The following is a 26,495-nucleotide window of genomic DNA, read 5'->3' as shown; positions in this document are numbered from 1 at the left end:
GCGCCGGAACGGAAGGCATGAACGCCAGGCTGGAGCGGAAGCTGCGCACGCTCGGCGCCGTCATCGTCGCGGGCGTCGTCGCGAGTATCGCCATCAATCTCGCGCAAGGCCGTCATTCGGCGGGAGCATTCGTCGCGGGGTTTGCCTACGCGTTCGTGTCCTGCGTGGTGCTCGGCGGGATCGAATTGTTTGTCTTCCAGGGCCGGCTGTCGGAACGACTCAACCGGCTGTCCTTTGCCGCCCTTCTGGCGGTGCGCAGCGCGGCCTATGCCATCGTCATCATTGCCATCCAGCTGCTCCAGGTCGGCGAGCGCGTCGCCGGCTTGCCGCATCAAACCTCGATCCGGGATTTCGGGGTCAGCATCGCCTATTCCGCCGCGATCTCGCTGGTGCTGAACTTCGGCTTCAGCATCGCGACGCTGATCGGCCCGCGCGTCTTCATGAATTTCGTCACCGGCCGCTATCACGCACCGGTCGAGGAGAACCGTTTCGTGCTGTTCGTCGACATCGCGGGATCGACCGGACTGGCCGAGCGGCTCGGCGGTGTCGGCATTCACCGCTTTCTCGACCGCACGTTTCGCCTGCTCACGGAATCGGTCGTCGATTATCGCGGCGAGGTGCTGAATTATGTCGGCGACGAGATCATCGTGACCTGGCCGGAGCAGCTTGGCGCGGTCGATTGCCGGCCGCTGCGCTGCTTCGTGGCGATGCGCGACGCGCTGCAAAAGGCGGCGCCGCAGTTCGAGCGCGAATTCGGCGCGGTGCCGCAGATCCGTGGCAGCCTGCATTTCGGCCCCGTGATCGTCGGCGAGATCGGCGACGTCAAGCCGGCCATCGTGTTCAACGGCGACGTCATGAACACCGCAGCGCGGCTGGAGGAACTGAGCCGCAAGGTCGATGGCGGCTTCCTCGCCTCACGCGCAGCGATGGCCCGCTTCGCCGCGCCGCCACCATTTCCGTTGAGCGATCTCGGCCGGCTGCCGATCCGCGGCCGCGTCGACGGCATCGACGTCGTCGGGATCGGGGCGGTGGCGTAGTTCATTTCTCGGACCCAGTTGCGCACACTGCGACAAATTAACCCGACGGGCAAATTTGCGCTTCCGTCGTCGGGCAAATCAGTGATCCAATTCCGTCCGTCTCACCCGATCGAGGGGCGCTTCGCGGTCGTCACGAACGCGGGTCGAGATGCGGTGGACGCCGATTGCGCAACTGACGAGTGCGCATGAGGCGGACGGCGAAATCGTGCAGGCCTGACGCCCTAGCGGTAGGTGTCTCTTCCGATTGCGCAAATGCGCGTTGTGAAGACGGTGACAAACAAGCCCAGTCTCGCCGGGGAGAGCACGTATAAGCCGTAAGCCATCGCGCAGGGAAAGCCGGATTGCTCCGGTTACACCTGTGGTCCTACCCCCGTGCTTTCTACCTATTGCACGGGGCCCATGGGTGCGATCGGCACCCGGCTTTCCCTGCGCCCTCTGTGAAGTGAGAGGGCGAAACGAGATGCAAAGCTCGGGCAATTCATGTCGCGAGAATACAAAACTGCGTCCCCCCTACAACTGTCATCGCCCGGCTCGCCGCCTCCGCTAAAGCTTCGGCGCGCCACGGACTGCTTGCCTCGTCGAAGCCTTGGCGTAGACGGGACCGGGCGATCCAGTACGCCGCGGCCTCTCGGCTCAAGCACAGCCGTTTCTGGAATACTGGATCACCCGCTTTCGCGGGTGATGACAGCGAGAGTGCGGCAATTGAATCGAACCCCATCCTCATCGTCGTCCCGGCGAAGGCCGGGACCCAACCACAAATGGCTATTGTTGAACCACGCCGGAACAACGAGTCCCATCCACAACATCCGCCGCGGCGTATGGGTCCCGGCCTTCGCCGGGACGACGGCGGTGGATGCGGCGCGATCTTGCGATCCCTCTACCCTTCCAAGGGCACTCCTGCGCTCACGCCTTCTGGTTCGCCGCTTCCTTGGCGAGATCCGGCGCGTTCACGGCCGGGATCGCGACGCGGCCCGCGCCGGTATGCTGGAGGGCGGCGGCGGCCTTGTCGTTCTGCATGATCTTGGCCATCACGGCTTGGCCGGCGCGCTCGAACACGGCGCGGTTGTCGACCAGGAACTGGCGCGACTTGCGCAGGCCGTCGATATAGCCGTTGATCTCGGGCACCACATAGCGTGCGACCATGTCCCAGCTGCGGCGGGTGTTTTCCGGATTGGCCCAGTCATGCGCGAAGCCGATGATCGAGCCGACGCCGCCGGAGACCTCGACCAGGTTCTTGATCATCTTGATCAGATCGTCGGGCGTGCCGATGGTCGACGCCGCGCCTTCGACGAAGGCGGTCTTGTCGACGGCTTCATCCGCCGAGGAAAACGCGGTGAGGCCCGGCCGCATCAAGGTGCCGACGTTATATTCGTTGTGCCAGCGCAGCAGCCCGGCGCCGGCCTCGCGCCGCGCCTGCTCGCGGGTCTCGGCGATGTGCCAGGACAGCAGCACGCGCCAGTTGGCGCGGCTCACCGTGGTGCCGGCCTTCGCGGCGGCGTCCTCGGCGAACTGCCATTGCTGCGGCAGCGCCATCAGGCCCTGGGTCGACATCGAGCCGAGCGAGATGATGCCGATGCCGTATTTGCCGGCCAGCGTCATGCCCGAGGGCGAGATCTGCGAAGCCACCACGAACGGCATGTCCTCCTGCAGCGGCAGGATCTGCAACGCGGCATCGTGCATCTCGAACCAGTCGGTCTTGGCGGTGACGCGCTCGCCGTTGAACAGGCGGCGGATCACCGCGATCGCCTCGTCCTGGCGGTCGCGCTGGGTCATCGGGTCGATGCCGAGCGTATGGGCGTCGGAGGCGAGCGCACCCGGGCCGGAGCCGAAGATGGCGCGGCCGCCGGTCATGTGGTCGAGCTGCACCATGCGCTGCGCGACGTTGAAGGGGTGGTGATAGGGCAGCGAGATCACGCCGGTGCCGAGCTTGATGCGCTTGGTGCGCTCGCCGGCGGCGGCCAGGAACATTTCCGGCGAGGCGATGGTCTCCCAGCCCGAGGAATGGTGCTCGCCGCACCAGAATTCGTCATAGCCGAGGTTGTCGAGCTGCTCGACGAAATCGAGGTCGCGGCGGAATTGCAGCATCGGATGCTCGCCGATCGGGTGATGCGGGGCGAGGAAGGCTCCGAACTTGAGGCGCGCCATAGGTCGTTCTCTCCGGCTTTTTGTTATCGGGGGCCAGAGCCCTTTCCGTTCCGATGGAATCGGAACGGGGCTCTGGACGCTGGTTTTGACGCGTTTTCTTTACGCGAACAGGTATCCACTTCGCTCGAAAACGCTCTCGCCGCCAACCTACGGGGTGGCCCCGGGCAAGGCAATGCTCCGAGGCCGCGGCGCCCGCATGGTTGTTGCGCAAATCGGCGGCGATTGCCGCCGTCCGGAATGTTTCCCAGCGCATCAACGCAAGTCGCGCGGGCAGGCGCGGGATGGCCAGGGATGACGCGCCCGTGAAGCAACGCTTACGTCCGAGGTAATCGAGCCAATGACCGGAATCTGCTGATGTCGGACGTGACGTCATTTCGGGCAGGGCTGCGCATGCATCAGATCGTCTCGAGTCCGGTGGAGATATCCCGCCGCTGGTGGGTGCTGGCGATCGTGGTGTCGGCGCAATTCATGTTCGGCGTCGATGCCTTCATCGTCAATGTCGCGATCCCGACCATGGCGGCCGAGCTGCACGCCACGCCGGCGCAGATCGAGGCCGTGATCGCGATCTACCTGATCGCCTATGCCACGCTGGTGGTCACCGGCGGCCGGCTCGGCGACATCCACGGCACCAGGACCGTGTTCATCGCCGGCGTCGCCGGCTTCTCGGTGACCTCGCTGTGGTGCGGTCTGGCGCAGTCCGGCCCGGAGCTGATCGTCGCACGGCTGGCGCAAGGCGCGACCGCGGCGCTGATGGTGCCGCAGGTGCTGGCGACGCTGCATCTGTTGTTCTCGGATGCCAGCCGTGCGCGGGCCTTCGGCATCTACGGCATCGTGTTGGGGCTCGCCGGCGTGACCGGATTCGCGCTCGGCGGCGCGCTGGTGACGCTCGATCTCTTAGGCCTCGGCTGGCGCGCGGTGTTCTTCGTCAACGTGCCGTTCGGCGTCGTCATCATCGCAGCCGCGCTGAAGATCATGCCGACGGTGCCGCGTCGCGCCGGCACGCGGCTCGATCTTCCCGGCGCGATCGTGCTGTTCGTGGGCTTGCTGTGCCTGATCGGTCCGCTGCTGTTCGGTCACGATGTGCAATGGGCGCCGTTTGTGTGGCTGGTGATGGCCGCGGGCGTTGCTGTGATCGCAGGCTTCGTGCGGCTCGAGCGCAGCGTCGCACGCCGCGGCGGCATGCCGCTGATCGACCTGTCGTTGTTGGCGGACGCAGCCTTCATGCGCGGCCTGGTCGCGGTGTTTTTCTTCTTCTTCGCCAATCTGTCCTTCTACCTGATCATGACGATGTTCATGCAGAAGGGCTTGCAGATCCCACCGCTCTGGGCCGGGCTGGTGTTCGTGCCGCTGGCGCTGACCTTCGTGATCGCCTCGCGCCACAGCGGCGCGCGCGCCCGGCATCGCGGCACGCTGGTGCTGATCGAAGGCTGCGCCTTGCAGATCACAGGGATTGCGGTGCTGGTTGCGACGGTCGAGATGGTCGCAGCACCATCGGCGCTGCTGCTCGCGCTGGTGCTTGTGATCTTCGGCTACGGCCAGGGCCTGGTGATGGCGCCGCTGTCGAGCGCGGTGCTGTCGAGCGTGAAGCCGGCCAGCGCCGGCGCCGGCTCCGGCATGTACGGCACCACGACGCAGATCGGCAACGCGGCCGGCGTTGCCGCGATCGGCGCGGTGTTCTTCGCCGTCGAGAGCGCGACATCGACACGTCTGGCGCTGTTTGCAGCATGCGCATTGTTTGTGCTGTCGATCATTATTTCGGCCGCATTTCTGTCATGGATGCGCCGCGCCAGCGCATGAATCCGGTGACGCACGCGCGATCTTTCCAAAAGTTCATGCTCAAACAAGGTGCTACGGCAACTATTTCGGCCGATCCTCGCCGCGATCACGCGTTAACGCCGATTCTCACAATTCCGCAGGGAAAGACAGCACACGGCCTTTTCATTTTGCAGTGCAACAATTATCTGCTCGGGTGACACAGAACAATAAATCACCTCAGGAGCTGCTGTTGTCCCTGGTCAACAACGTCGAATTCTTGCGTCATCTGCCGAAGATGAACGCGTTCAGCGGCCTCGGCGCGCTTGCGCCGGCCGTGCCGACGCCGCTCGTCGAGACGACCGAATTCGGCGTCAACCCCGGCGATCTGAAGATGTACTCGTTCGTGCCCGCGCAGCTTGCGCGGTCACCGGCACTCGTCGTGGTGCTGCACGGCTGCGGCCAGACCGCCGCGTCCTACGATCTCGGCGCCGGCTGGTCGGCGCTCGCGGCGCATTACGGCTTTGCGCTGCTGATGCCCGAGCAGCAGGCGATCAACAACGGCAACACCTGCTTCAACTGGTTCAATCCGCAGGACATCGCGCGCGATCAGGGCGAGGCCGCCTCGATCAGGCAGATGATCGCGCACATGGTCGGCGCGCATGCGATCGATCCGAAGCGTGTCTATGTGACGGGACTGTCCGCCGGCGGCGCGATGGCGTCCGTCATGCTCGCGACCTATCCGGACGTGTTCGCGGGCGGCGCCATCATCGCCGGCCTGCCGTTCGGCGTTGCCAGCGATCTGCGCGAGGCGCTGCATGCGATGATGCATGCGAGTTCGCTGTCCGCGCCGGAACTCGGCGGCCTCGTTCGCAACGCGTCGACGCATAGCGGCGCCTGGCCGAAGATCTCGGTGTGGCACGGCAGCGCCGACCGCACCGTGCATCCCGGCAATGCCGATGCGATCGTGCGGCAATGGCTCGACGTGCACGGCCTGCCGCTCACGGCGATGTCGAAGTCGGATATCGACGGCCATCCGCGCGAGGTCTGGTGGAACGCCGACGGCGAGACCCTGGTCGAGTCCTACTCGATCACCGACATGGCGCATGGCACGCCGCTCGGGCTTGCCGACAATGATGAGCGGTATGGCGTGGAGGGCGCGTTCCTGATCGAGGCCGGGATCTCCTCGTCCTATCACATCGCGACCTTCTTCGGCCTGACCGATCAGGTCCGTCAGCCGCACATCGCACCGACCGGTGTGCCGCGCGAGCGCGCGGACACGATCTCGATGACCATCCCAGTGCCCGTGGCCGAGCCCGCATCCGGCCGCAAGAGCGACCGGCCGCGCAAGCGGCGCAGCAAAGGTGTCGACGTCAGCGCCGTCATCACGCGGGCGCTGACCGCCGCAGGCCTGATGAAGTAACGGCTGATGAAGTAGCTACATCTCGCCGGTCAGGAACGGGTTCGTCATCCGCTCCTGGCCGATGCTCGAACCGGCGCCGTGGCCGCAGATGAAGCCGACATCGTCGCCGAGCGGCAACAGCTTCTGCTTGATCGACTGGATCAGCGTCGCATGACTGCCGCCGGGCAGGTCGGTGCGCCCGACCGAGCCGGCGAACAGGACGTCGCCGACATGCGCGAAGCGCAGCTCCTTGTTGAAGAACACCACGCTGCCCGGCGAATGGCCGGGGCAGTGCAGGATGTCGAAGGTGAGGTCGCCGATCGAAGCCTGATCGCCCTCGTCGAGCCAGCGGTCGGGGCCGAAATTGCGCATCCCGGTCATGCCGAAGCGCTCGCCGCTCGAGACCACGTTGTCGAGCAGATATTTGTCGGCGATGTGCGGGCCCTCGATCTTGACCTGCAGCGCGTCGCGCAATTCGGCGGCACCGCCGACATGGTCGATATGGCCGTGCGTCAGCCAGATCTTCTCGACGGTGACGCCGGTCTGCTTGATCGCGGCCTGGATCTTGGCGACGTCGCCGCCGGGGTCGATCACCACCGCCTTCTTGGTCGGCTCATGCCAGATGATGGTGCAGTTCTGTTCGAACAGCGTCACCGGCACGATGATCGCGCCGGCCTTCGGTTTGGTCTCGGTTGTCTCGGTCATGGAGGCACCATAGGCTTCCCGGCAATGCCGTCAACACGCACGGGACATACGCCTGCCCCGGCGTGTGATCCCAAATCGGACCGTGATAAGGTCCAACAGAACAATTCATGAGCAGGCCGGTACGCGGTCGCTCGCAACACGCGTCAAGCCCTCGCAGTCCGGAACGTCATGACCCAGGCTCCCAACTCACCGCTCGGCGGACCCCGGACCACCGCCCGTGCCTTCTTCGTCGCGGACCGCATCAACACGTCCGGCCTCGAGCGTGGCGACGTGCTGGCCACGACGCCGCTGGCGTTTCGCGTCAATGACAATGGTGTGGCGATCCTGTTCCGCTACGGCGTCGTGGTCCTGATCGGCCTCAACGCGCTCGAGGAGGATGAATTCCTGCGCAGCCTGCAGTCGCGCATGACCGGCCTGTTCGCGCGGCGCGAGGAGGAGATCGCGATCATCGAGGTCGCCGCGGAGAAGGAGGACCAGATTCCGCCGGGCGGTCCGATCTATCTGCAAAGCCTGTCGCCGGAGCGGCTGATCCTGGTCGGCGAGGCGCTGGCCAAGAGCGCGGTGCTGGCCCGGCATGAACGCGAGGTGCGGGCTGTGTTCGACACCACCGAGCCGCTCGCGCGCGAACTCGCCAAGGGCGGCCGGGTGCATGGCGGCCGCGTTGCGATCCTCAAGCACATCGGCAACGCGCTGTTGGTGCGGCACCGCGTGGCCGGACCTGTCGAGGTGTCGGAGAAGCCCGACATCCTCTGGGACAAGCCGCAGCTCGAGCGGCTCTATTCCCGGCTCGAGGACGAGTATGAGTTGAAGGAGCGTGCGGAATCGCTCAACCGCAAGCTCGGCGTCGTCGCCGAGACCGCGCAGGTCTTGACCGACATCATCGACACCGGCCGCTCGCTGCGGCTGGAGCTGATCATCGTCTTCCTGATCCTGTTCGAGGTCTTGATCACCATCTACCAGTTGGCGATGGCCCGCCACTAAAGCGCCTTGCATCCGGGCTACGGCGCCATCTTTCCGTCCCGAATTGTGCGTCATCCCTGAACCTGCGGACACCCCTCGGGACACGGGGCGGCGAGCGAGGGGGGAATGGGATGGACCAGGACAACAGGGACTGGTGGCGGCGCGGCATCTTCTATCAGGTCTATCCGCGCTCGTTCCAGGATAGCGACGGCGACGGTGTCGGCGATCTCAGGGGGATCATCGCGCGGCTGCCTTATTTGACGCGGCTTGGCGTCGACGCGGTCTGGCTGTCGCCGATCTTCACTTCGCCGATGGCCGATTTCGGCTACGACATCTCCGATTACACCGGCATCGATCCGCTGTTCGGGACGATGGAGGATTTCGACGAGCTGGTCGCGGCCGCGCACGATGCCGGCCTCAAGCTGATCCTCGATCTGGTGCCGAACCACACCTCCGATCAGCATCCCTGGTTCATCGAGGCGAAGAGCTCGCGCGACAATCCGAAACGCGACTGGTACATCTGGCGCGACCCGGCGCCGGATGGCGGTCCGCCCAACAATTGGCTGTCGGAGTTCGGCGGCAGCGCGTGGGCCTATGACGAGGCTTCAGGCCAATATTACTATCACGCCTTCCTCGCGCAGCAGCCCGATCTCAACTGGCGCAATCGCGAGGTCAGGGACGCGATATACGAGGTGATGCGCGTCTGGCTGCGCAAGGGCGTCGACGGATTTCGTGTCGACGTGATCTGGCACCTGATCAAGGACGCCGAATTCCGCGACAACCCGCCGAACCCGCATTACCGCGAAGGCCGGCCGCCGCACGAGAAGGTGCTGACGCAATATTCGACCGACCAGCTCGAGGTGCACGCCGTCATCACCGAGATGCGCGGCGTCACCGAGGAGTTCGACAACCGCGTGCTGATCGGCGAGATCTATCTGCCGCTGCACCGGCTGGTCGCCTATTACGGCAATGATCTGCGCGGCGCGCAGATGCCGTTCAACTTCGCGCTGCTGTCGACCTTGTGGAGCGCGCGTGCAGTCGAGCAGATCATCGCCGATTACGAAAAGGCGCTGCCGCCGGGCGCGTGGCCGAACTGGGTGCTCGGCAATCACGACCGGCCGCGGGTAGCGAGCCGGGTGGGACCCGCGCAGGCGCCGGTCGCCGCGATGCTGCTGCTGACGCTGCGCGGCACGCCGACGCTTTATTACGGCGACGAGATCGGCATGCACCAGGTTGCGATCGCCCCTGACGAGGTGCGCGATCCCTTCGAGAACAACGTGCCTGGTATCGGCGTCGGCCGCGACGGCTGCCGCACCCCGATGCAATGGAGCGCGGAGCGTTATGCCGGCTTCTCGACCGCAAGGCCGTGGCTGCCGCTGGCGCAGGACTTTGCCAGCGACAACGTCGCAAGCCTCGAGGCGGAGCCGGCGTCGATCCTCAATCTCTACAAGGCGCTGATCGCGTTGCGGCGCAAGCTGCCGCAGCTCGTCCATGGCAGCTATGAGCCGGTCGCCGCGCATGGCGATGTGCTGCTCTATCGGCGGCGCAGCGCCGAGGGCGTTGCGGTGATTGCGCTGAATTTCGGTGCGGCTCCCGCGTCGGTCTCCTCCAGCGCGATCGGCTTCAGCAACGAGGTTCTGCTGTCGACCTTGATGGACCGGCAGGGCGAGAAGGTCGAAGGCGTGCTCGAGCTGCGCGCCAATGAAGGCGTGATCCTAGGGCCGCATCAGGACGATTAGCGGGATGTGCGGGGCGTCTTGGTGTCGATATCGCTGCGCTTGAGCAGGTAGTCGAGCCCACCGACCCGATACCACCGATAGCCGTAGGCCTCGATCAGGAGCGTGTGGCGGCCGCCATCGTCGGCGCGGTTGTGATCCTCGGTCAGGAGGTTGACGAGGAGGTTGCCGGCGTCGTCGGGCAACCCGACATTGAACGATATCTCGAGTGGCTTCTCCGCGAAATTGTGCACGAACAGCACCGAGTTGTTGCGCCAGTCGTAACGAATGATCAGGATGGCAGGGTTTCGGCTTGCGATGACCTTGAAGTCGCCCCAGCCGACCTCGGGGACTTCCTTGCGCATGCGGATGATGCGCTCGGTCCAGTTCAGCATCGAATTGGGATCGCGCCGCTGCTTGGCGGCATTGACGTGCTCATAGCCATAGGGGCCGTCGTCGATCACGGGCACGCATGGCCGGTCGCTTTCGGTAAAGCCGCCGTGCGGTTCGGTCGACCACTGCATCGGCGTGCGCGCGCAGGTGCGTTCGGGCAAATCGAGATTGTCACCCATGCCGAGCTCATCGCCGTAGCGAATGACGGGCGTGCCGGGAAGCGTGCACATCACGCTGTAGGCGAGCTCCAGACGCCGTCGGTCGCCGCCCAGCATCGGCGCAAGGCGCCGCCTGATGCCCCGGTCGTAGAGCTGCATGCTCTTGTCCGGACCGAATGCTTCGAACACCGTCTCGCGCTGCGCCTTGGTCAGGCGGCCGAGGTCGAGTTCGTCGTGATTGCGCAGGAACAAGCCCCATTGCGCGGTGGCGGGCCGCGGCTTGGTTGCCGTCAGGGCCTTCGCCAACGGCTTTGTATCCGCGGACGCGAGCGCGTAGAACAAATGCTGGTTGACGTGGAAGTTGAACATCATGTGCATTCGGTCGCCGTCGCGCCCGAAATACTCCATGTCGGTCTCGGGCAGCACGTTGGCTTCGGCGAGGATGATCGCGTTGCCCTGGCGCCATTGCAGGAATTCGCGAAATGCTCGCAGCATGTCGTATTGCTCGACCGGCTTGCGCACCGAGGCGCCCTTGGTCGCGATCACGAACGGCACCGCATCCATGCGGAAACCGGAGACGCCGAGCTGGGTCCAGAATCCCATGATCTTGAGGATCTCGGCCTGGACGTGCGGGTTCGACGTGTTGAGATCCGGCTGGAAATCGTAGAAGCGGTGGAAGTACCAGGCTCCTGCCTGCTTGTCGCGCGTCCAGGTCGATTTCTGGACGCCGGGAAACACCATGCCCGTGTTGGCGTTGGCGGGCTTCTTGTCCGACCAGACGTACCAGTCGCGGAAGGGTGAATCCTTCGCGCTGCGCGCCGATCGAAACCAGGCGTGCTGGTCCGAGGTGTGATTGACGACGAGGTCGATGATCACGCGGATGCCGCGTTGCCGGCAGCCATGGGTGAACTCGACGAAATCGCCGAGCGTCCCGTAGCGCGGATCGACGCCGTAATAGTCCGAAATGTCGTAGCCATCGTCGCGGCAAGGCGACGGCTGAAACGGCATCAGCCAGATCGTGGTGATGCCGAGCCCGTGCAGATAGTCCAGTCGCCGCAGCAGGCCGCTGAAATCGCCGATCCCGTCGCCGTTGGCGTCCATATAGGTGCCGACGGACAAACAATAGATCACGCCATTCTTGTACCAGAGGTCGTCGATCACCAGGCCATCCTCTCCGGCGGCAGCCGGAGATAAGCGGCGAGGCAGCGGTGAGTTCCTGCGGAGGGTGTCGTCCCGTCAACCGCCGGACGACACTTTCCGCCAGAGTCCGACCGCTTGATCTGCGCCTTCAACGTATCCTCGACCACGCGGTCGAACGATGACGCCCGCGCTCTCGCGGTGCTCGGCGATGTTGTCAAGCTTGGCGACCAGCGCGGCGAGCTTCTCGTTCAGCGCCTTGCGCTGCGCGATCTGCTTTCACTTTTCGGGATCATTCTCTGATGGAATCGGCTAATCTGCCTGGATGGAGTCACCCGCCCGCCAGATCGCGCTTGTTCCTGCGCCCGACCGACGCCAGTCGGAGACCGCGCTTGCGATCGCGCGCGGCACCGCGCGACTTCTGAGATCGCTGGGATTCTCCTGCATCAGCGAATTGCCGCTGCCGTCCGGCCGCCGTGCCGACCTGGTCGCGCTGAACGAGCGCGGCGAGATCTGGATCGTCGAGATCAAGTCGTCGGTCGAGGATTTGCGTGCCGACCAGAAATGGCAGGACTACCGGATGCATTGCGACCGGCTGTTCTTCGCCTTCACGCAGGATCTGCCGTGCGAGATCTTCCCGGTCGACACCGGCCTGATCATCGCCGACGCCTATGGCGCGCACCTGCATTGCGAGGCGCCGGAGCATCGCCTGCCGGCGGCAACCCGCAAGGCGATGACGGTGCGCTTTGCGATGGCCGCGGCGCAGCGGATCAATCGCCTGATCGATCCGCAGGGACATGAGTTTTAGGGTAGACGCGATCTTGACCCGTCATCCTGAGGTGTGAGCCTTGCGGCGCAATTGCGCCGCTTGGCGAGCCTCGAAGGATGAATCGGCCCGGCTGGTGGCCGTCGACCCTTCGAGACGGCCGCTTCGCGGCCTCCTCAGGGTGACGGAGATGGAGGTGTACGAGGAGCTCCGTAGCCCGGATGAAGCGCAGCGCAATCCGGGTAAGCCCGTCCGCGGATGATGCGTCCCGGATTTCGCTTCGCTCCATCCGGGCTACGTCCCACAAACGCAAATGGCCGGGCAAGGCCCGGCCATCGCGAAACCAAAATGAACCCGTCGCCTAGCGCGGCGCGCGCTTGGCGAGGATGCGCTGCAAGGTGCGGCGGTGCATGTTGAGACGGCGCGCGGTCTCCGAGACGTTGCGGTTGCACATCTCGTAGATGCGCTGGATGTGCTCCCAGCGCACGCGGTCCGCCGACATCGGATTGGCCGGCAGCTCGGACTTCTCGGTGCCGGTCGCAAGCAGGGCAGCGACGACGTCGTCGGCATCGGCGGGCTTCGAGAGATAGTCGACGGCGCCCATCTTCACCGCGGTGACGGCGGTGGCAATGTTGCCGTAGCCGGTCAGCACGATCGCGCGCGCCTCGGGGCGCTTGCGCTTCAACGCCGACACGACGTCGAGACCGTTGCCGTCGCCGAGCCGGAGGTCGACGACCGCGAACGCGGGAGCGGCGCGGCCGATCTCGGCAATGCCGTCGGACACCGTATCGCATGACTTCACCGAGAAGCCGCGCGTCTCCATCGCGCGCGACAGGCGTTCCAGGAACGGCTTGTCGTCCTCGACGATGAGGAGCGATTTGTCAGCATGGTCATTCAGTTCAGCGATTGCGTTCACGATCCATTTTTCCCTGTGATAGACCCGCTGAATATGGGGTTGCACTGGGGCGCTGCCAAGGCAGCCGAAAGTCGCGGTGGCTGCATCCGGTATGCCAGAGGCGCGATTGAGAACCGTTCTTAAGATGACGCCTCTGTGTCTCCCGCCGATTCCTCGAAGCGCTCGCGCGGCCACACGATCTGCACCACGGCGCCGTGATCGGGAAAGGTGCGATTGGTAAACGATACCTTGGCTCCGGTGCGTTCCAGCAGCGTCCGCGCGATGAAAACGCCCAAGCCCAAGCCGCCACGGGCATTTTGGGCCTCATCTGCGCCCCGACGGCGCGACAAATAGGGCTCGCCGATCCGCTTCAGCATGTCGGGCGCGATGCCCGGGCCGTCGTCGGAGACGACGATCTCGATGGTTTCGGCGTTCCACCAGGCGTTCACCTCGACGGTCTGGTGGGCGAAATCAACCGCATTTTCGAGAATGTTTCCGACGCCATAGAGGATCGCCGGATTGCGTGCTGCGACCGGCTCGCGCGTTGCTGCGACAGCAAGCCGCACCTTGATGTTGATACCGAAATCGCGATGCGGCGCCACCGCCTCCTCGATCAAAGTCGACAGCTTCATGGTGTCGAATGGCGCGCCGCTCGATGACAATTGCGCAATCTTGCTCAGGATGTCGCGACAGCGCTGCGCCTGCTCGCGCACCGTCTTCAGGTCGCCGGTGATCGCCGGGTCATGCACCGTCTTCTCGAGCTCGCGCGAGATCAGGAAGATCGTCGATAAGGGCGTGCCGAGTTCGTGCGCGGCGGCGGCGGCGAGGCCGTCGAGCTGCGTCAGATGCTGCTCGCGCGTCAGCACCAGCTCGGTCGCGGCAAGCGCGTCGGAGAGCTGGCGCGCCTCCTCGGTCACCTGGAATGCATAAAGGCTGGTGACGCCGATCGCGAGCAGGATCGAGAGCCAGACGCCGATCAGATAGATCGGCGGCAGCACCAGCGGATCGTCGTTATCCCAGGGCAGCGGCAGATGATAGAAGAACAGTGCCGAGGCGCAGGCGACCGCAAGGCAGCCGAGCGCCATGGTCAGCCGGATCGGCAGCACCGTGGCCGAGATCAGGACCGGCGCCAGGAACAGGAACGAGAACGGGTTCTGCAGGCCGCCGGTGAAGTACAGCAGGCCGCCGAGCTCGACGATGTTGATCGCGAGCAGGGCCGCGGCATAGGCCGGCTCCAGCCGCTGCATCGGGTTGAACGCGACCTGCAGCGCCAGATTGAGCAGCGCCGAGAAGGTCACGATGGTGACGCAGGGGACGATCGGAACGTCGAATTCCAGTCCCTGCGCCACGATGAAGATCGCGACCAGCTGGCCGAGCGCGGCGAGCCAGCGCAGCCGCAGGATCGTATCCAGGCGGACATAGCGGCGGGGTTGGCGGAAATCGGAAGCGACGTCGGTCATGCCTGGACTTTAGCTGTGCCGCGGGCGGCGCACAAATTCGCGACTTAGCGCAAGGACGTGTGCGAAGCCTTGCGCTTATTGTCGCAATGGCTCAATGACGGCCATATGCAACAGAGCGGGACAGGTCCGGCGCAAACGCCCGCGGCCGATCAGGACGGATCGGCCGCGATCGACGTTGCGCACCTCGTCAAGGTCTACAAGACCACCCGCGCGGTCGACGATATCTCGTTCCGCATCGCCCGCGGCAGCATCACCGGCCTGCTCGGCGGCAACGGCGCCGGCAAGACCACGACCATCGCAATGATCATGGGGCTGGTGCTGCCGACCTCGGGCAGCGTCGCGGTGCTCGGCGCCAAGATCCCCGAGCAGCGATATGACGTGCTCGGCCGGATGAATTTCGAGAGCCCCTATGTCGACATGCCGATGCGGCTCACGGTGCGGCAGAACCTGACCATTTTCGGCCGGCTCTATGCCGTGAAGCATCTGCGCGAGCGGATCGACCAGCTCGCCGCGGATCTCGATCTCAAGGAATTTTTGGACCGCGCCAACGGCAAGCTCTCCGCCGGGCAGAAGACCCGCGTCGCGCTGGCCAAGGCGCTGATCAACGCGCCGGACCTGCTGCTGCTCGACGAGCCGACCGCATCGCTCGATCCTGACACGGCTGACTGGGTGCGTGAGCATCTCGAGACCTATCGCAAGACCCATAACGCGACCATCCTGCTGGCATCGCACAACATGCTGGAGGTCGAGCGGCTGTGCGACCGCGTCATCATCATGAAGCGGGGCAAGATCGAGGACGACGACAGCCCGGAGCGGATCATGGCGCGCTACAACCGCGACACGCTGGAGGAGGTGTTTCTCGACGTGGCCCGCGGCCGTCTGCGCGAGGGCGCTCCGGAGGGCACACCATGAGCGAGATCGTCAGCCATCCGCCGCGCGGCATTTCCCTGCATCGCATCAACGCGATGGTGCTGCGCTATTGGTATCTCCTGATGTCGTCATGGCCGCGGCTCTTGGAGCTGATCTACTGGCCGGCCTTGCAGATCATCACTTGGGGCTTCCTGCAGAACTACATCTCGCAGACATCCGGCTTCTTCGCCAAGGCCGGCGGCACGCTGATCGGCGCCGTCATCCTGTGGGATATCCTGTTTCGCGGCCAGCTCGGCTTCTCGATCTCGTTCCTCGAAGAGATGTGGGCGCGCAATCTCGGCAACCTGATGATGAGCCCGCTGAAGCCGATCGAATTCCTGCTCTCGCTGATGATCATGAGCCTGATCCGGCTCGCGATCGGCGTGATCCCGATGACGCTGCTGGCGCTGGTCTTCTTCGGCTTCAACTTCTACGCCATCGGGCTGCCGCTGATCGCGTTCTTCTGCAATCTGATCTTCACCAGCTGGTCGGTCGGCGTGTTCGCCTCCGGCCTCGTGCTGCGCAACGGGTTGGGCGCGGAAAGCATCGTCTGGACGCTGATGTTCGCGGTGATGCCGCTCGCCTGCATCTACTATCCGGTCGAGGTGCTGCCGGGCTGGCTGCAAGTGGTCGCCTGGACGCTGCCGCCGACCTATGTGTTCGAGGGCATGCGCTCGCTGTTGATCGACCACGTCTTCCGCGCCGACCTGATGGTTTGGGCGCTCGTCATCAACGCCATCCTGTTCGCTGCCTCTTTTGCGGTCTTCCTTGCCCTTTTGCAGAGCGCCAAGCGCCACGGCTCACTGCTGTCAGGTGGTGAATAAATGTCACTTTCTCGTGGATTTCCGGTGTTTTAGCCCGATATCGGCCCCACATGGGTCTCGCGGCGCATTGACGCATTGTTGCGCATTGGTCAGTATGCTGCGGCGCAAACAGGGGTCTGAGAACTACAATGCCCATCGGTGAATTTGGCGGTGCCCCGCCACTCGTGGCGGAAGGCAGCCCGGCACTCACGACGCCGCTGTACTGGATGTATGAGATGGCGCACGCGTCGCTCAACCCCGCGCGTGCCGTGACCGACGCCACCAAGATCCTGTTTCAGAACCCGCTCAATCCGTGGTCGCATACCGAGTTCGGCAAATCGATCGCTGCCGGCTGCGAGCTGTTCGAGCGCACCACGCGCCGCTACGGCAAGCCGGACTGGAACCTGCCGACCACCGAGGTCAACGGCGTCCGCACACCGGTCGAGGTCCGTTCGATCTGGGAAAAGCCGTTCTGCCGCCTGTTGCATTTCGATCGCAAGCTGACGCGTCCGCTGCGCGCGCCGCAGCCGCGCGTGCTGATCGTGGCGCCGATGTCGGGCCACTATGCGACGCTGCTGCGCGGCACGGTCGAGGCATTCCTGCCGACGCATGAGGTCTACATCACCGACTGGGCCGATGCGCGCATGGTGCCGCTCGCGGAAGGGCGGTTCGATCTCGACGACTATGTCGATTATCTGATCGAGATGCTGCATGCGCTCGGCGGCAACATGCACGTGATTGCCGTGTGCCAGCCGTCGGTGCCGGTTGTTGCGGCCGTCTCGGTGATGGAAGCCAACAACGATCCCTTTGTACCGCTGTCGATGACGCTGATGGGCGGTCCGATCGACACCCGCCGCAATCCGACCGCGGTCAACAACCTCGCGGAAGAGCGCGGCATCGAATGGTTCCGCAACAATGTCATCACCAAGGTGCCGTTCCCGCATCCGGGCGTGATGCGCGACGTCTATCCGGGCTTCCTGCAGCTCAACGGCTTCATCAGCATGAACCTGGATCGGCACATGGACGCGCACAAGGCGCTGTTCGCCAATCTGGTGAAGGGCGACGGCGACCTCGTCGACAAGCACCGCGAATTCTATGACGAATACCTCGCGGTGATGGATCTCACCGCCGAGTATTATCTGCAGACCGTCGACCTCGTCTTCGTCAAGCACGCGCTGCCGAAGGGCGAGATGACCCATCGCGGCAAGCCGGTCGATCCGTCGAAGATCCGCCGCGTCGCGCTGATGACGGTGGAAGGCGAGAAGGACGACATCTCCGGCCTCGGTCAGACCGAGGCGACGCACGCGCTCTGCACCGCGATTCCGAACCATCGCCGGGTGCACTATGTGCAGAAGGGCGTCGGTCATTACGGCGTGTTCAACGGCTCGCGGTTCCGCTCCGAAATCGTGCCGCGGATCTCCGATTTCATGGTTTCGGCGGCCAATACGCGGCTTTCTCTGGTCGCTGCGGCAGAATAGGTATCGTCCCGGCCGCGATTTTCGCGGTCGCGCAAGCCACTGATTTAACTAAAAGATTCTCAAATCGGGCTGCGAACAAGGGGTGAATTTCGTTTCATCTCATGGGCCTTTTTAGATATTCGGATTCATCAGAAAAAATCCGGTTCCAGCCCCAGCCGGTAGAGGTCAGTTAACGGCCGACCCCTGTATATTGGGCAAATGATTTGTTTTTGCGCCGAGCGCTTTCCCTGGCGGCGGATATGGCAAAGTTCGGGCGAACTCCTGCTCCCCGGACTTTCAGACATGGCTACTCGCGCGCTCCTCTATCGGCGGCCTGCCGAACCCGCGACCGTATTGGTCAGACACGGCTCCCAGTTTTTCACCGTCAGGTTGCGCCGGCACAGGCGTGCGCGCCGCTATACGCTCAGAATCCATCCGACCGATCGCGAAGCGATCCTGACGATGCCGCCGCGCGGCACGATCGTCGAAGCCAAGGAGTTCGCCAACATCCATGGCGGCTGGATCGCCGCCCGTCTTGGCCGTTTGCCGAAGGCCGCGCCGTTTCAGCCCGGCACCGTGGTGCCGTTGCGCGGCGTGCCGCATCGGCTGGTGCATCGCTCGGGCGAGCGCGGCACGGTGTGGACCGAGACCCGCGACAGCGGCGAGAAGATCCTGTGCGTCGCCGGCGGCGTCGAGCACATGGACCGCCGGGTGCATGACTTCCTCAAGCGCGAGGCGCGCAAGGATTTGCAGAAGGCGGCGGCGCTGCATGCCGCGGAACTCGGCGTGCGGGTGCGGCGGATCTCCATCCGCGACCAGTCCAGCCGTTGGGGCTCGTGCACCTCGGCGGGCTCGCTGTCGTTCTCGTGGCGGCTGATCCTGGCGCCGCCCTTCGTGCTCGATTACCTCGCCGCGCATGAGGTCGCGCATCTCGTCGAGATGAATCACTCGGCGCGGTTCTGGCGGGTGGTCGACAAGGTCTGCGCCTCGGTCACGCGCGCCAAGACCTGGCTCGACACCCACGGCAACGACCTGCACCGCTACGGAATCCAGGAGTAGGCGAGATTCTCGTCGCTCTGCCCATCTGACGCACAGCGTCTCCGCCACCCCTGCTGTCATCGCCCGCGAAAGCGGGCGATCCAGTATTCCAGAGGCATTCGTGTTCAACCGATAAGCCGCGGCGTACTGGGATCCCCCGCATGCGCGGGGGATGGCAGTTGGATTCGCGGTGCCTAACGCTTACCGAAACAACCGATCCGCGAGCCAGCCATCCAGCCCTGCTGCCGCTTCCGGCCGCGCGTTCGGGTTGGGTGGCGGTGCGGAGGCGCGGGCCGGCATCGGCGAAGGTTGGCGATAGTAACCGCCGGATGGCACCGGCGCCGGCGGCGGGGCCTGCATCGGCGGTTGGATCTGCAGCGGCGCTGATGGCGCTGATGGCGCGGTGACCTGCGACGAGATCTGCATCAGGTTCGCCGGTCCCCAACTGCCCTGCGAGTTCGGGATCGCCGCCACCGGCACGCCCTGATGCGCTGATTTCATGAAGCGGGTCCACACCTCCACCGGCAGGCCGCCGCCGGTCGCCTTCTTGGTCGGCGAATTGTCGTCATTGCCGAGCCACACGCCGGTGACGAGCTTGGCGGTGTAGCCGATGAACCAGGCGTCGCGATAATCCTGGCTGGTGCCGGTCTTGCCGGCGGCGGTCCAGCCCGGAATCTCGGCCTTGCGCGCGGTGCCCGAGATCAGCGTCTCGCGCATCATGGCGTTCATCATCGCGTCATAGCGCGGCTCGATCACCTGGTTGGGCGGGTCGGTCGGTCGGTCGTAGAGCAGTTTGCCCGTACTGGTCTTGATCCTGGTCACCACATGCGGCGACACCGCGTAGCCGCCATTGGCGAACGGCGCATAGGCGCCGACCAGTTCGAGCACGGACACTTCCGAGGTGCCGAGCGCGATCGAGACGTTGGGCTCGAGCTTGGATGAGATGCCGAGCCGATGCGCGGTGCGCACCACATTCTTGGGCCCGACCTCGACGCCGAGCCGCACCGCGACCGTGTTCAGCGACATCGCCAGCGCCTGGGTCAAGGTCACCGAGCCGAAATATTCGTGGGTGTAGTTCTCCGGCTTCCAGCCCTTGATGTCGAGCGGCGCGTCGGTGCGGATGGTGTCGGGCGTCAGCCCGGCCTCGACCGCGGTGAGATAGACGAATGGCTTGAACGACGAGCCCGGCTGCCGCTTCGCGGTGACCGCGCGATTGTACTGGCTCTCGGAATAGTTCCTTCCGCCGACCATGGCCCGTACCGCGCCGTCGGGCGTCATCGCCACCAGCGCGCCCTGGCTGACGTTGAACTTGACGCTCTTGGCGGCGAGCTCGTCGATCACGGCGGCTTCCGCGACGCCCTGCAGCTTCGGATCGATCGTGGTCTGCACGATGATGTCCTGGTCGATCTGGCCGACCAGGTCGTCGAGCACTTCGCCGATCCAGTCGGCGACATAGTTCACGGTGCCGGCGCCGGCCGGCTTCACCGCGATCGAGGGCTGGCCGATCGAGGCCTTTGCCTGGGCCTCGGTGATGAATTTGGCGTCGGCCATCGCCGCGAGCACGACCTGGGCGCGCTGCTCGGCGCCTTCCGGGTTGCGGTTCGGCGCCAGCCGCGACGGCGATTTGACCAGGCCCGCGAGCATCGCCGCTTCCGGCAAGGTCACGTTCTTCGCCGACTTGCCGAAATAGCGCTGCGCGGCGGCCTCGACGCCGTAGGCGCCGGAGCCGAAATAGACGCGGTTGAGGTAGAGTTCGAGGATCTCGTCCTTGGAGTGCTTGCGCTCCAGCCACAGCGCAAGCTCGGCCTCCTGCAATTTGCGCTGCATGGTGCGTTCCTGGGTCAGGAACAGGTTCTTGGCGAGCTGCTGCGTCAAGGTCGAGCCGCCCTGCGAGACGCCGCGATGCAGCAGGTTGGTTGCGGCTGCGCGCAAAATGCCGACCGGGTCGACGCCGAAATGCGAATAGAAGCGGCGGTCCTCGATTGCGATGAAGGCCTTCGGCAGATAGGGCGGCAGATCCTTCAACGCGATATTGGCGCCGGCCATCTCGCCGCGCTGCGCCAGCACCGAGCCGTCGATGCCGACGATCTGGATCGTCGGCGGGCGCTTGGGAATTTCCAGCGACTGGATCGGCGGCAGATGCGCGCCGACCCACACCACGACACCGATCACCGCAATGCCGGCCCACAGGCCGAGCACCGCGGTCCAATAGAACAGCCGGCCGATACCGAAGCCGCGCGACTTGCTGCGTCGTTTGGTGCCGCTGCGCGACGGGCGCGGTCTCTCGCTACCGGATTCGTTGCCCTTGTCGGCGCTCTTGGATTTCGATTTGGCAGGTTTGCCGTCGTCACCGCCGCCGGGAATGCGGTCGGAAGGCGACAGCCTGAGATCGGCAAGCGCGGCCGGAAGCCCGAACAGCGGCTCCTTGCGTCCACCGCCTTTTTTACGTCCCCACGCCATCCGCAACGCTCACACCGCACCGGGCCGCACGCTAGCGTTCCCGGTTTAAGGCGCGGTTACGCAAAGCTTAACGGGGGATTAGGAGGTGGGGCAGCGCGTGCTACATTGAGGTGGAACAAAGGAAAAAGGGGAGCACCGCATGGGCCATATCGATCCGACCAAGGACGTGTTTGCGCAATTCCGGGACAACAACCGGCCGGGCCCGATCCACATGCTCAACCTGGTGCGCTTGCGCGAATGGGCCGCCTATCCCGACGGCCGCAAGGCGACCGGCGCGGAAGCCTATGCGGCCTACGGCCGCGACAGCGGGCCGGTGTTTGAACGGCTCGGCGGTCGCATCGTCTGGCAGGGTCGCTTCGAGCTGATGCTGATCGGCCCGCAGGAGGAGCGCTGGGATCACTGCTTCATCGCGGAATATCCAAGCGTCGCCGCCTTCGTCGAGATGATCCGCGATCCCGTCTATCGCGAGGCGGTGAAGCACCGCCAGGCCGGCGTCGAGGATTCGCGGCTGATCCGGCATGCGGTGCTGCCGGTCGGGAAGAATTTCGGCGAGATACCGGAGTAGCCGCGCGAGCTGCACGCACTCGTTGTCCCCGTCATCCTGAGGTGCGAGCGCAGCGAGCCTCGAAGGATGAATCGGCCACAGCCGGGCCGTCGGCCCTTCGAGACGCCGCTTCACGGCTCCTCAGGGTGACGGTGATAGGGTGGTCCGCAAAGACAATCGGCGGCCGAAAGGCCGCCGATTGCAGTTCAAACCTGCGCGAACCGCTAGCCCGCCGGGCCGGCGTCCTCAAGGATCGGGCCGAACAGCTCCCAGCGCTCGCCGTTGAAGCGCATCATCTGCAGCTGCTTGTTGACGCGATAGTCGTTCGGCGTGGTGTTGCCCTTGATGCCGGGCAGTGCCATGTCGAGGTCGACGTTCTTCAGGTTGGTCGCCTGCTTCAGCACGTTTTCGCGCGTCAGCTCGTCGCCGCACTGCTTCAGCACATGCACCATCAGCTGCGCGGTCGAGTAGCCATAGGTGTTGAAGTTCGAGTTCTTGTCGCCGTCGGGATAGTACTTGGCCATGAAGTCGAAATAGCGCTTCATGCCCGGATCGTCCTTCCACTGCGGATCGGCCGGATCCTTGCCGTAGTTGGTCGAGATCAGGCCCTTGGAGGCCTCCAGGCCCGCGGGCTGCAACACCGCGCCCACCGAAGTGGCGTTGATGTCGACGATGTGGATCGGATGCCAGCCGAGCTCGGCGATCTTCTTGATCGCCTGCGCGGCCTGCTTCGGCGTCGAGGCCGAGAAGAACAGGTCGGCGCCGGCATCCTTGATCTTGATCACCTGGGAATCGATGGTCGGGTCGGAGACCTCATAGGAGGCTTCGGCCACGATCATCTTGGCCGCCTTGTCGCCGAGGCCGGCCTTGATGCCGTTCAGGTAGTCCTTGCCGAGGTCGTCGTTCTGATAGAGCACGCCGATCTTGGCGTTCGGATGCTCCTTCAGGATATACTGGCCGTAGATGCGGCCTTCGACGAAGTAGTTCGGGTTGAAGCCGAGCGTCCAGGGGAAGTTCTTCGGGTCGGTGAACTTCGAGGCGCCGGTCGCGGCGAACAGCTGCGGCACCTTCTTGGCGTTGAGATATTTCTGCACCGCGGCGTTCGACGGCGTGCCGACGATCTGGAAGGTGAGCAGCACCTCGTCGCTCTCGACCAGCTTGCGCACCTGCTCGACGGCTTTCGGCGGCGAATAGGCGTCGTCATACTGGATCAGATTGATCTTGCGGCCGTTGATGCCGCCCTGATCGTTGATCATCTTGAAATAGGCCGCCTGGGTCTTGCCGATCGAGGCATAGGCGGAGGCCGGTCCGGAGAACGGCACGGTCTGGCCGATCTTGATCTCGGTATCGCTCGCGCCGGGATCGTATTTCTTCTGCGCGGAGGCCGCCGTTGCCGACAGCGCGATTGCGAGCGCCGTTGCCGTGACCAGGTGGAAAATCCCGTTCCTCATAATGCTGTTTCCCTCACGTGACTGATGTTGGCCGATGATCTTGTCCGCGGGTTCAAGATCCCGCGGCCGCCATCGCTTGCGCCGGATACTGGAGGAACCGTTGCTGCGACGCAAGACGAGCAGTGCCGAAAAGGTGAGCGATTTCAGTCAACCAAAGTAGGGGGCGCTGCGAAAGGAAGGGCGCGGGGGGAGTGATGTGCGCATCACGAAAGGGAGTTAGTTCGTCGAACCGACCGATGGAAACGCATTATCTCCGTCATCCTGAGAGCTTGTGACGGATTCGGCTCCTGCGGAGTTTTTGGCGGCTGTTCGTCGCAGCAATTGGCAGGTTTGAGTTCGAGTTCGGCGATGACCCGTTGTTTAGGCTCTGGAGAGGCGGTTGCCTTGCAGGATGTTGTTGACGAGGGCGTACCAGAGCACGACGGCACGGACCTTTTCGATGCCGCGCACGGTCAATTGCCGCAGGTCCCAATTGCGCCAGCGGGCATGGATGCACTCGCAGATCGACCGGGACCTGTATCGGGCCTTGCCCTCTTCGCTCGCCATTCGCGCACGCCAGGCCAACACCCCCGGACCGTCGCCGCGCCGCGGTAGATAGGGATCGGTACCGTGCTTGGATTGAGTGGGCGGACAAAAGATATCGATGCCATCGGCATAGGCCCATTCGATGTCCTCGGCACTGCCAAAGCCGCCATCGACGAGATGGTCCTTGGGCAACCCTCCGGGCCGCGCACGCTGCCGCTCCAGCATGGGGCGCATCAGGCCGCGATCGGATCCGATGTTGCAAATTCTGGTGTCGACGACGATCTGCTCGCCGGCCACGCTCGTCACCTGCACGTTGTAGGCGGGGCGGAAGCCGCCGTTCGCCATCTTCATGACCCGTGCATAGGCGTCCGTCGTGGAGGCCCGCGGCTCCTTCGGCGTCTTGCCGTTGCCGCGACTTTCTTCGCGCTCCTTGCGCTGCTGCTTGATCTCGGCGAGCGCCGTCTGCGCCGCCTTCACCCGCGCGCTGCGTTCCCGCGCGGCCCGCTCCTTGGCTGCCCGGGCACGCTTATTGCTGGCGTCCGAGCGTGTGTCGACCTCGCGCTTGAGGTCTTCCACCACGGCCTCAGCCTGCGCCAAATGCTTATCCAGCGTCGCCTCGCGCCGGAACGAGGCGGCCCCGGCGCTGGCCCGGACCCGCATGCCATCCTGCGCCAAGGTCTCCAGATCGACGAGACCGGCCTTTGCCAACGCTGCCAGATGCTCACTGAGCAGTCGGTCAAGCAGATCGGCGTTGCCGACCCGGAAGTCCGCCAGCAGGTGATAGTTCACCGACACCCCGCCGCACAGCCAGCGATAGGCATCGTGGCTCTCGCACAGCCGCTCCAACGCCCGCGCGCTGCCAACGCCTTCGCTGGCGGCATAGAGCCACAGCGCCAGCAAAAGCCGGGGCGAGGTCGCGGGGTGACCGGGACGATCGCCGCGAGCCTTGATCCGGTCCTCCAACTCACTCAGATCAAGCTCTTCGACATAAGACCAGATCAGCCGCACCGGATGGTCTTCCCCGATCAGGCTCTCAATATCAACCGCTCGCAGCGCAATCTGGTCGCGCTGGGGCTCACGCAGCCGCGGAGCGCCGGGCAAGCCCGCTTCGACTGGTGGCTTCGCCTGCTCCGGCAGGTCCCCAAACAACTCATCGGCAGCCAACATCACCTCCCGCGAATCCATCATCGCCAGAGAATCACACCGCGCCGGCTTTCGGCTATAATGCTCGCTGAAACCCCAAAAAAATCACACCCTCTGAGGAGCGCCACCGGGTCCGCGCAAAGCGCGGCCCGATGACAGGCTCCGCGCGTCTCGAAGGATGAACGGCCCCAGCTGGGCCGTCGTGCTTCGAGACGGCCGCTGCGCGGCCTCCTCAGCATGACGGATCTCAAAACGGCAAACGACCTAACCCGCCGGCCCCGTATCCTCGATGATCGGGCCGAACAGCTCCCAGCGCTCGCCGTTGAACTTCATCATCTGCATCTGCTTGTTGATGCGATAGTCGTTCGGTCCGGTTGTGATCGACATGCCGGGCAGCGCCAGCGACGGCACGAACTTCTTCAAGCTGGTCACCTGCTTCATCAGGTTCTCGCGGGTGAGATCGTCGCCGCACTGCTTGAGCACCTGGACCAGCAGCTCGGCCGTCGAATAGCCATAGGTGTTGACGGTGTTGAGCTTGTCGCCGTCAGGATAATACTTGTCCATGAAGGCGAAATAGGCCTTCACGCCGGGATCGTCCTTCCACTGCGGATCGGCGGGGTCCTTGCCGTAATTGGTCGAGATGATGCCCTTGGAGATGTCGAGGCCGGCCGGCTTCAGCGTCGCCGACACCGGGCTCGCATTGATGTCGAGGATGTGCACCGGGTGCCAATCCAGATCCGCGATCTTGCGGATCGCCTGCGCCGCGAATTTCGGCGTCGAGGCATCATAGACGAGGTCGACGCCGGCGGCCTTCAGCTTGACGATCTGGGAATCGACGGTCGGGTCGGTCAACTCGTAGGAGACCTCGGCGACGATCATGCTGGCGGCCTTGTCGCCAAGTCCGCTCTTCAGGCCGGTGATGTAATCGCGGCCGAGATCGTCGTTCTGGTAGAAGATGCCGATCTTGGCGTTGGGGTGATTGGCCAGGATGTATTTGGCGTAGATGCGGCCCTCGGACTGGTAGTTCGGGTTGAACGCGATCGTCCACGGCGCGTTCTGCGGATCGGAGAAGCGCGAGGCGCCGGTGGAGGCGAGCAGTTGCGGCACCTTCTTGGCATTCAGGTATTTCTGCACGGCGGCATTTGACGGCGTGCCGATGATCTGGAACGTGAACAGCACCTCGTCGCCCTCGACGAGCTTGCGCACCTGCTCCACCGCTTTCGGCGGCGAGTAGGCGTCGTCATACTGGATCAGGTTCAGCTTGCGGCCGTTGATGCCGCCGGAATCGTTGATCATCTTGAGATAGGCCGCCTGGGTCTTGCCGATGCCGGCATAGGCGGATGCCGGGCCCGAGAACGGCACGGTCTGGCCGATCTTGATCTCGGTGTCGGTGGCGCCGATGTCGTATTTCTTCTGCGCGGTGGCTGACGTAACCGACAACGCGATGGCAAGCGCTGTCGCAGCGAGCAATTGCACGCTCCTCATGTCCGTGACCTCCCATGTTGCCGATGATCTTGTCCGCAAGCGATGGGCCGGCGGATGTCACCGTTGCCGGGGATGATGGAGGAAGGGCAGGGGCATTGCAAGACGAGGCATCCTGCGCGCGATGTCGCGGAATTCGGGTGGACGCCGCCGGTCGG

Annotated in this window: 22 protein-coding genes; 13 read left to right on the top strand and 9 right to left on the bottom strand. The window is 64.5% G+C overall.

Annotated features, from left to right (window positions below; translation table 11 throughout):
• Window positions 1-17: 17 nt before the first annotated feature.
• Complete coding sequence (locus ACVW17_RS06065; protein WP_456751075.1) at window positions 18-1,037, top strand: adenylate/guanylate cyclase domain-containing protein; 1,020 nt, start codon at window positions 18-20, stop codon at window positions 1,035-1,037.
• A gap of 903 nt (window positions 1,038-1,940) precedes the next feature.
• Here ACVW17_RS06065 and ACVW17_RS06060 read toward each other — a convergent pair.
• Window positions 1,941-3,182, bottom strand: a complete 1,242-nt coding sequence (locus ACVW17_RS06060) for an LLM class flavin-dependent oxidoreductase (protein WP_456796865.1) — start codon at window positions 3,180-3,182, stop codon at window positions 1,941-1,943.
• A 390-nt stretch (window positions 3,183-3,572) separates the two neighbouring features.
• Here ACVW17_RS06060 and ACVW17_RS06055 point away from each other — a divergent pair, with 390 nt between their 5' ends.
• From ACVW17_RS06055 to ACVW17_RS06045, 3 genes are read left to right on the top strand one after another with little or no spacing between them, the layout of a single operon-like run.
• Window positions 3,573-4,979 (top strand): MFS transporter, encoded by a 1,407-nt coding sequence (locus ACVW17_RS06055; protein ID WP_456756353.1) that lies wholly within the window; start codon window positions 3,573-3,575, stop codon window positions 4,977-4,979.
• Window positions 4,955-5,155 carry a hypothetical protein gene (locus tag ACVW17_RS06050; RefSeq protein WP_456751073.1) on the top strand — a complete coding sequence of 67 codons (201 nt, stop codon included), beginning with the start codon at window positions 4,955-4,957 and terminating at the stop codon, window positions 5,153-5,155. The genes ACVW17_RS06055 and ACVW17_RS06050 overlap by 25 nt, the downstream gene beginning before the upstream one ends.
• 32 nt (window positions 5,156-5,187) lie before the next feature.
• Window positions 5,188-6,357: an extracellular catalytic domain type 1 short-chain-length polyhydroxyalkanoate depolymerase gene (locus tag ACVW17_RS06045; protein ID WP_456751072.1), complete on the top strand. Its 1,170-nt coding sequence runs from the start codon at window positions 5,188-5,190 to the stop codon at window positions 6,355-6,357.
• A gap of 15 nt (window positions 6,358-6,372) precedes the next feature.
• On the opposite strand, the gene ACVW17_RS06040 is transcribed toward ACVW17_RS06045, so the two are convergent.
• Window positions 6,373-7,041: an MBL fold metallo-hydrolase gene (locus ACVW17_RS06040; protein WP_456751071.1), complete on the bottom strand. Its 669-nt coding sequence runs from the start codon at window positions 7,039-7,041 to the stop codon at window positions 6,373-6,375.
• 168 nt (window positions 7,042-7,209) lie between these two features.
• Between ACVW17_RS06040 and ACVW17_RS06035 the strand changes: the two genes are divergently transcribed.
• Window positions 7,210-8,022, top strand: coding sequence for an RMD1 family protein (locus ACVW17_RS06035; RefSeq protein WP_456751070.1), 813 nt, complete (start codon window positions 7,210-7,212; stop codon window positions 8,020-8,022).
• A gap of 110 nt (window positions 8,023-8,132) precedes the next feature.
• Window positions 8,133-9,740, top strand: coding sequence for an alpha-amylase family glycosyl hydrolase (locus ACVW17_RS06030; RefSeq protein WP_456796864.1), 1,608 nt, complete (start codon window positions 8,133-8,135; stop codon window positions 9,738-9,740).
• Here ACVW17_RS06030 and ACVW17_RS06025 read toward each other — a convergent pair.
• Window positions 9,737-11,428 carry an alpha-amylase family protein gene (locus ACVW17_RS06025; protein WP_456751068.1) on the bottom strand — a complete coding sequence of 564 codons (1,692 nt, stop codon included), beginning with the start codon at window positions 11,426-11,428 and terminating at the stop codon, window positions 9,737-9,739. The genes ACVW17_RS06030 and ACVW17_RS06025 overlap by 4 nt on opposite strands.
• Before the next feature lie 114 nt (window positions 11,429-11,542).
• On the opposite strand from ACVW17_RS06025, the gene ACVW17_RS06020 reads away from it, so the two are divergent.
• Together ACVW17_RS06020 and ACVW17_RS06015 are read left to right on the top strand one after the other, a co-directional pair.
• Window positions 11,543-11,707, top strand: coding sequence for a hypothetical protein (locus ACVW17_RS06020; protein ID WP_456796863.1), 165 nt, complete (start codon window positions 11,543-11,545; stop codon window positions 11,705-11,707).
• Window positions 11,708-11,729: 22 nt separating this feature from the next.
• On the top strand, window positions 11,730-12,212 hold the full coding sequence (locus ACVW17_RS06015) for an MmcB family DNA repair protein (RefSeq protein WP_456751066.1): 483 nt from the start codon (window positions 11,730-11,732) through the stop codon (window positions 12,210-12,212).
• Between the two features lie 319 nt (window positions 12,213-12,531).
• Here the strand turns inward: ACVW17_RS06015 and ACVW17_RS06010 are convergent, their stop codons facing one another.
• Together ACVW17_RS06010 and ACVW17_RS06005 are read right to left on the bottom strand one after the other, a co-directional pair.
• On the bottom strand, window positions 12,532-13,086 hold the full coding sequence (locus ACVW17_RS06010) for an ActR/PrrA/RegA family redox response regulator transcription factor (RefSeq protein ID WP_021077587.1): 555 nt from the start codon (window positions 13,084-13,086) through the stop codon (window positions 12,532-12,534).
• A gap of 119 nt (window positions 13,087-13,205) precedes the next feature.
• Window positions 13,206-14,525: an ActS/PrrB/RegB family redox-sensitive histidine kinase gene (locus ACVW17_RS06005; RefSeq protein ID WP_456751065.1), complete on the bottom strand. Its 1,320-nt coding sequence runs from the start codon at window positions 14,523-14,525 to the stop codon at window positions 13,206-13,208.
• A gap of 105 nt (window positions 14,526-14,630) precedes the next feature.
• On the opposite strand from ACVW17_RS06005, the gene ACVW17_RS06000 reads away from it, so the two are divergent.
• From ACVW17_RS06000 to ACVW17_RS05985, 4 genes are all read left to right on the top strand, one after another.
• A complete protein-coding gene (locus ACVW17_RS06000; RefSeq protein ID WP_456751064.1) occupies window positions 14,631-15,437 on the top strand; it encodes an ABC transporter ATP-binding protein in 807 nt (268 codons plus the stop codon).
• Window positions 15,434-16,258, top strand: coding sequence for an ABC transporter permease (locus ACVW17_RS05995; RefSeq protein WP_456751063.1), 825 nt, complete (start codon window positions 15,434-15,436; stop codon window positions 16,256-16,258). The genes ACVW17_RS06000 and ACVW17_RS05995 overlap by 4 nt, the downstream gene beginning before the upstream one ends.
• Window positions 16,259-16,386: 128 nt before the next feature.
• The gene (locus ACVW17_RS05990) at window positions 16,387-17,715 is read left to right on the top strand and encodes a polyhydroxyalkanoate depolymerase (RefSeq protein ID WP_456751062.1); all 1,329 of its coding nucleotides are present in this window, start codon (window positions 16,387-16,389) and stop codon (window positions 17,713-17,715) included.
• 198 nt (window positions 17,716-17,913) lie between these two features.
• Window positions 17,914-18,753 (top strand): M48 family metallopeptidase, encoded by an 840-nt coding sequence (locus ACVW17_RS05985; RefSeq protein WP_456751061.1) that lies wholly within the window; start codon window positions 17,914-17,916, stop codon window positions 18,751-18,753.
• Window positions 18,754-18,933: 180 nt separating this feature from the next.
• On the opposite strand, the gene ACVW17_RS05980 is transcribed toward ACVW17_RS05985, so the two are convergent.
• Window positions 18,934-21,192, bottom strand: a complete 2,259-nt coding sequence (locus tag ACVW17_RS05980) for a transglycosylase domain-containing protein (RefSeq protein WP_456751060.1) — start codon at window positions 21,190-21,192, stop codon at window positions 18,934-18,936.
• Window positions 21,193-21,331: 139 nt separating this feature from the next.
• Here ACVW17_RS05980 and ACVW17_RS05975 point away from each other — a divergent pair, with 139 nt between their 5' ends.
• Window positions 21,332-21,757, top strand: a complete 426-nt coding sequence (locus tag ACVW17_RS05975; RefSeq protein WP_456751059.1) for a DUF1330 domain-containing protein — start codon at window positions 21,332-21,334, stop codon at window positions 21,755-21,757.
• A 203-nt stretch (window positions 21,758-21,960) separates the two neighbouring features.
• Here ACVW17_RS05975 and ACVW17_RS05970 read toward each other — a convergent pair whose 3' ends face one another.
• The 3 genes from ACVW17_RS05970 to ACVW17_RS05960 form a co-directional block, all read right to left on the bottom strand.
• On the bottom strand, window positions 21,961-23,187 hold the full coding sequence (locus ACVW17_RS05970) for an ABC transporter substrate-binding protein (RefSeq protein ID WP_456751058.1): 1,227 nt from the start codon (window positions 23,185-23,187) through the stop codon (window positions 21,961-21,963).
• Window positions 23,188-23,547: 360 nt separating this feature from the next.
• Window positions 23,548-24,879, bottom strand: a complete 1,332-nt coding sequence (locus tag ACVW17_RS05965) for an IS1182 family transposase (protein ID WP_456798932.1) — start codon at window positions 24,877-24,879, stop codon at window positions 23,548-23,550.
• A gap of 240 nt (window positions 24,880-25,119) precedes the next feature.
• Window positions 25,120-26,340 (bottom strand): ABC transporter substrate-binding protein, encoded by a 1,221-nt coding sequence (locus tag ACVW17_RS05960; protein WP_456751057.1) that lies wholly within the window; start codon window positions 26,338-26,340, stop codon window positions 25,120-25,122.
• Window positions 26,341-26,495 lie beyond the last annotated feature (155 nt).

This window comes from Bradyrhizobium sp. USDA 4473, assembly GCF_054063335.1.
The sequence above is the reverse complement of the archived record's forward strand: the minus strand, read 5'-3'. Positions and strand labels throughout refer to the sequence as shown.

Bases quoted from the DNA above. Each gene is read 5' to 3' on its own strand.
- ACVW17_RS06065 (WP_456751075.1), top strand. From the start codon at position 18: ATGAACGCCAGGCTGGAGCGGAAGCTGCGCACGCTCGGCGCCGTCATC.
- ACVW17_RS06060 (WP_456796865.1), bottom strand. From the start codon at position 3,182: ATGGCGCGCCTCAAGTTCGGAGCCTTCCTCGCCCCGCATCACCCGATC.
- ACVW17_RS06055 (WP_456756353.1), top strand. From the start codon at position 3,573: ATGCATCAGATCGTCTCGAGTCCGGTGGAGATATCCCGCCGCTGGTGG.
- ACVW17_RS06050 (WP_456751073.1), top strand. From the start codon at position 4,955: ATGGATGCGCCGCGCCAGCGCATGAATCCGGTGACGCACGCGCGATCT.
- ACVW17_RS06040 (WP_456751071.1), bottom strand. From the start codon at position 7,041: ATGACCGAGACAACCGAGACCAAACCGAAGGCCGGCGCGATCATCGTG.
- ACVW17_RS06035 (WP_456751070.1), top strand. From the start codon at position 7,210: ATGACCCAGGCTCCCAACTCACCGCTCGGCGGACCCCGGACCACCGCC.
- ACVW17_RS06030 (WP_456796864.1), top strand. From the start codon at position 8,133: ATGGACCAGGACAACAGGGACTGGTGGCGGCGCGGCATCTTCTATCAG.
- ACVW17_RS06015 (WP_456751066.1), top strand. From the start codon at position 11,730: ATGGAGTCACCCGCCCGCCAGATCGCGCTTGTTCCTGCGCCCGACCGA.
- ACVW17_RS06005 (WP_456751065.1), bottom strand. From the start codon at position 14,525: ATGACCGACGTCGCTTCCGATTTCCGCCAACCCCGCCGCTATGTCCGC.
- ACVW17_RS06000 (WP_456751064.1), top strand. From the start codon at position 14,631: ATGCAACAGAGCGGGACAGGTCCGGCGCAAACGCCCGCGGCCGATCAG.
- ACVW17_RS05995 (WP_456751063.1), top strand. From the start codon at position 15,434: ATGAGCGAGATCGTCAGCCATCCGCCGCGCGGCATTTCCCTGCATCGC.
- ACVW17_RS05990 (WP_456751062.1), top strand. From the start codon at position 16,387: ATGCCCATCGGTGAATTTGGCGGTGCCCCGCCACTCGTGGCGGAAGGC.
- ACVW17_RS05985 (WP_456751061.1), top strand. From the start codon at position 17,914: ATGATTTGTTTTTGCGCCGAGCGCTTTCCCTGGCGGCGGATATGGCAA.
- ACVW17_RS05980 (WP_456751060.1), bottom strand. From the start codon at position 21,192: ATGGCGTGGGGACGTAAAAAAGGCGGTGGACGCAAGGAGCCGCTGTTC.
- ACVW17_RS05975 (WP_456751059.1), top strand. From the start codon at position 21,332: ATGGGCCATATCGATCCGACCAAGGACGTGTTTGCGCAATTCCGGGAC.
- ACVW17_RS05970 (WP_456751058.1), bottom strand. From the start codon at position 23,187: ATGAGGAACGGGATTTTCCACCTGGTCACGGCAACGGCGCTCGCAATC.
- ACVW17_RS05965 (WP_456798932.1), bottom strand. From the start codon at position 24,879: ATGTTGGCTGCCGATGAGTTGTTTGGGGACCTGCCGGAGCAGGCGAAG.
- ACVW17_RS05960 (WP_456751057.1), bottom strand. From the start codon at position 26,340: ATGAGGAGCGTGCAATTGCTCGCTGCGACAGCGCTTGCCATCGCGTTG.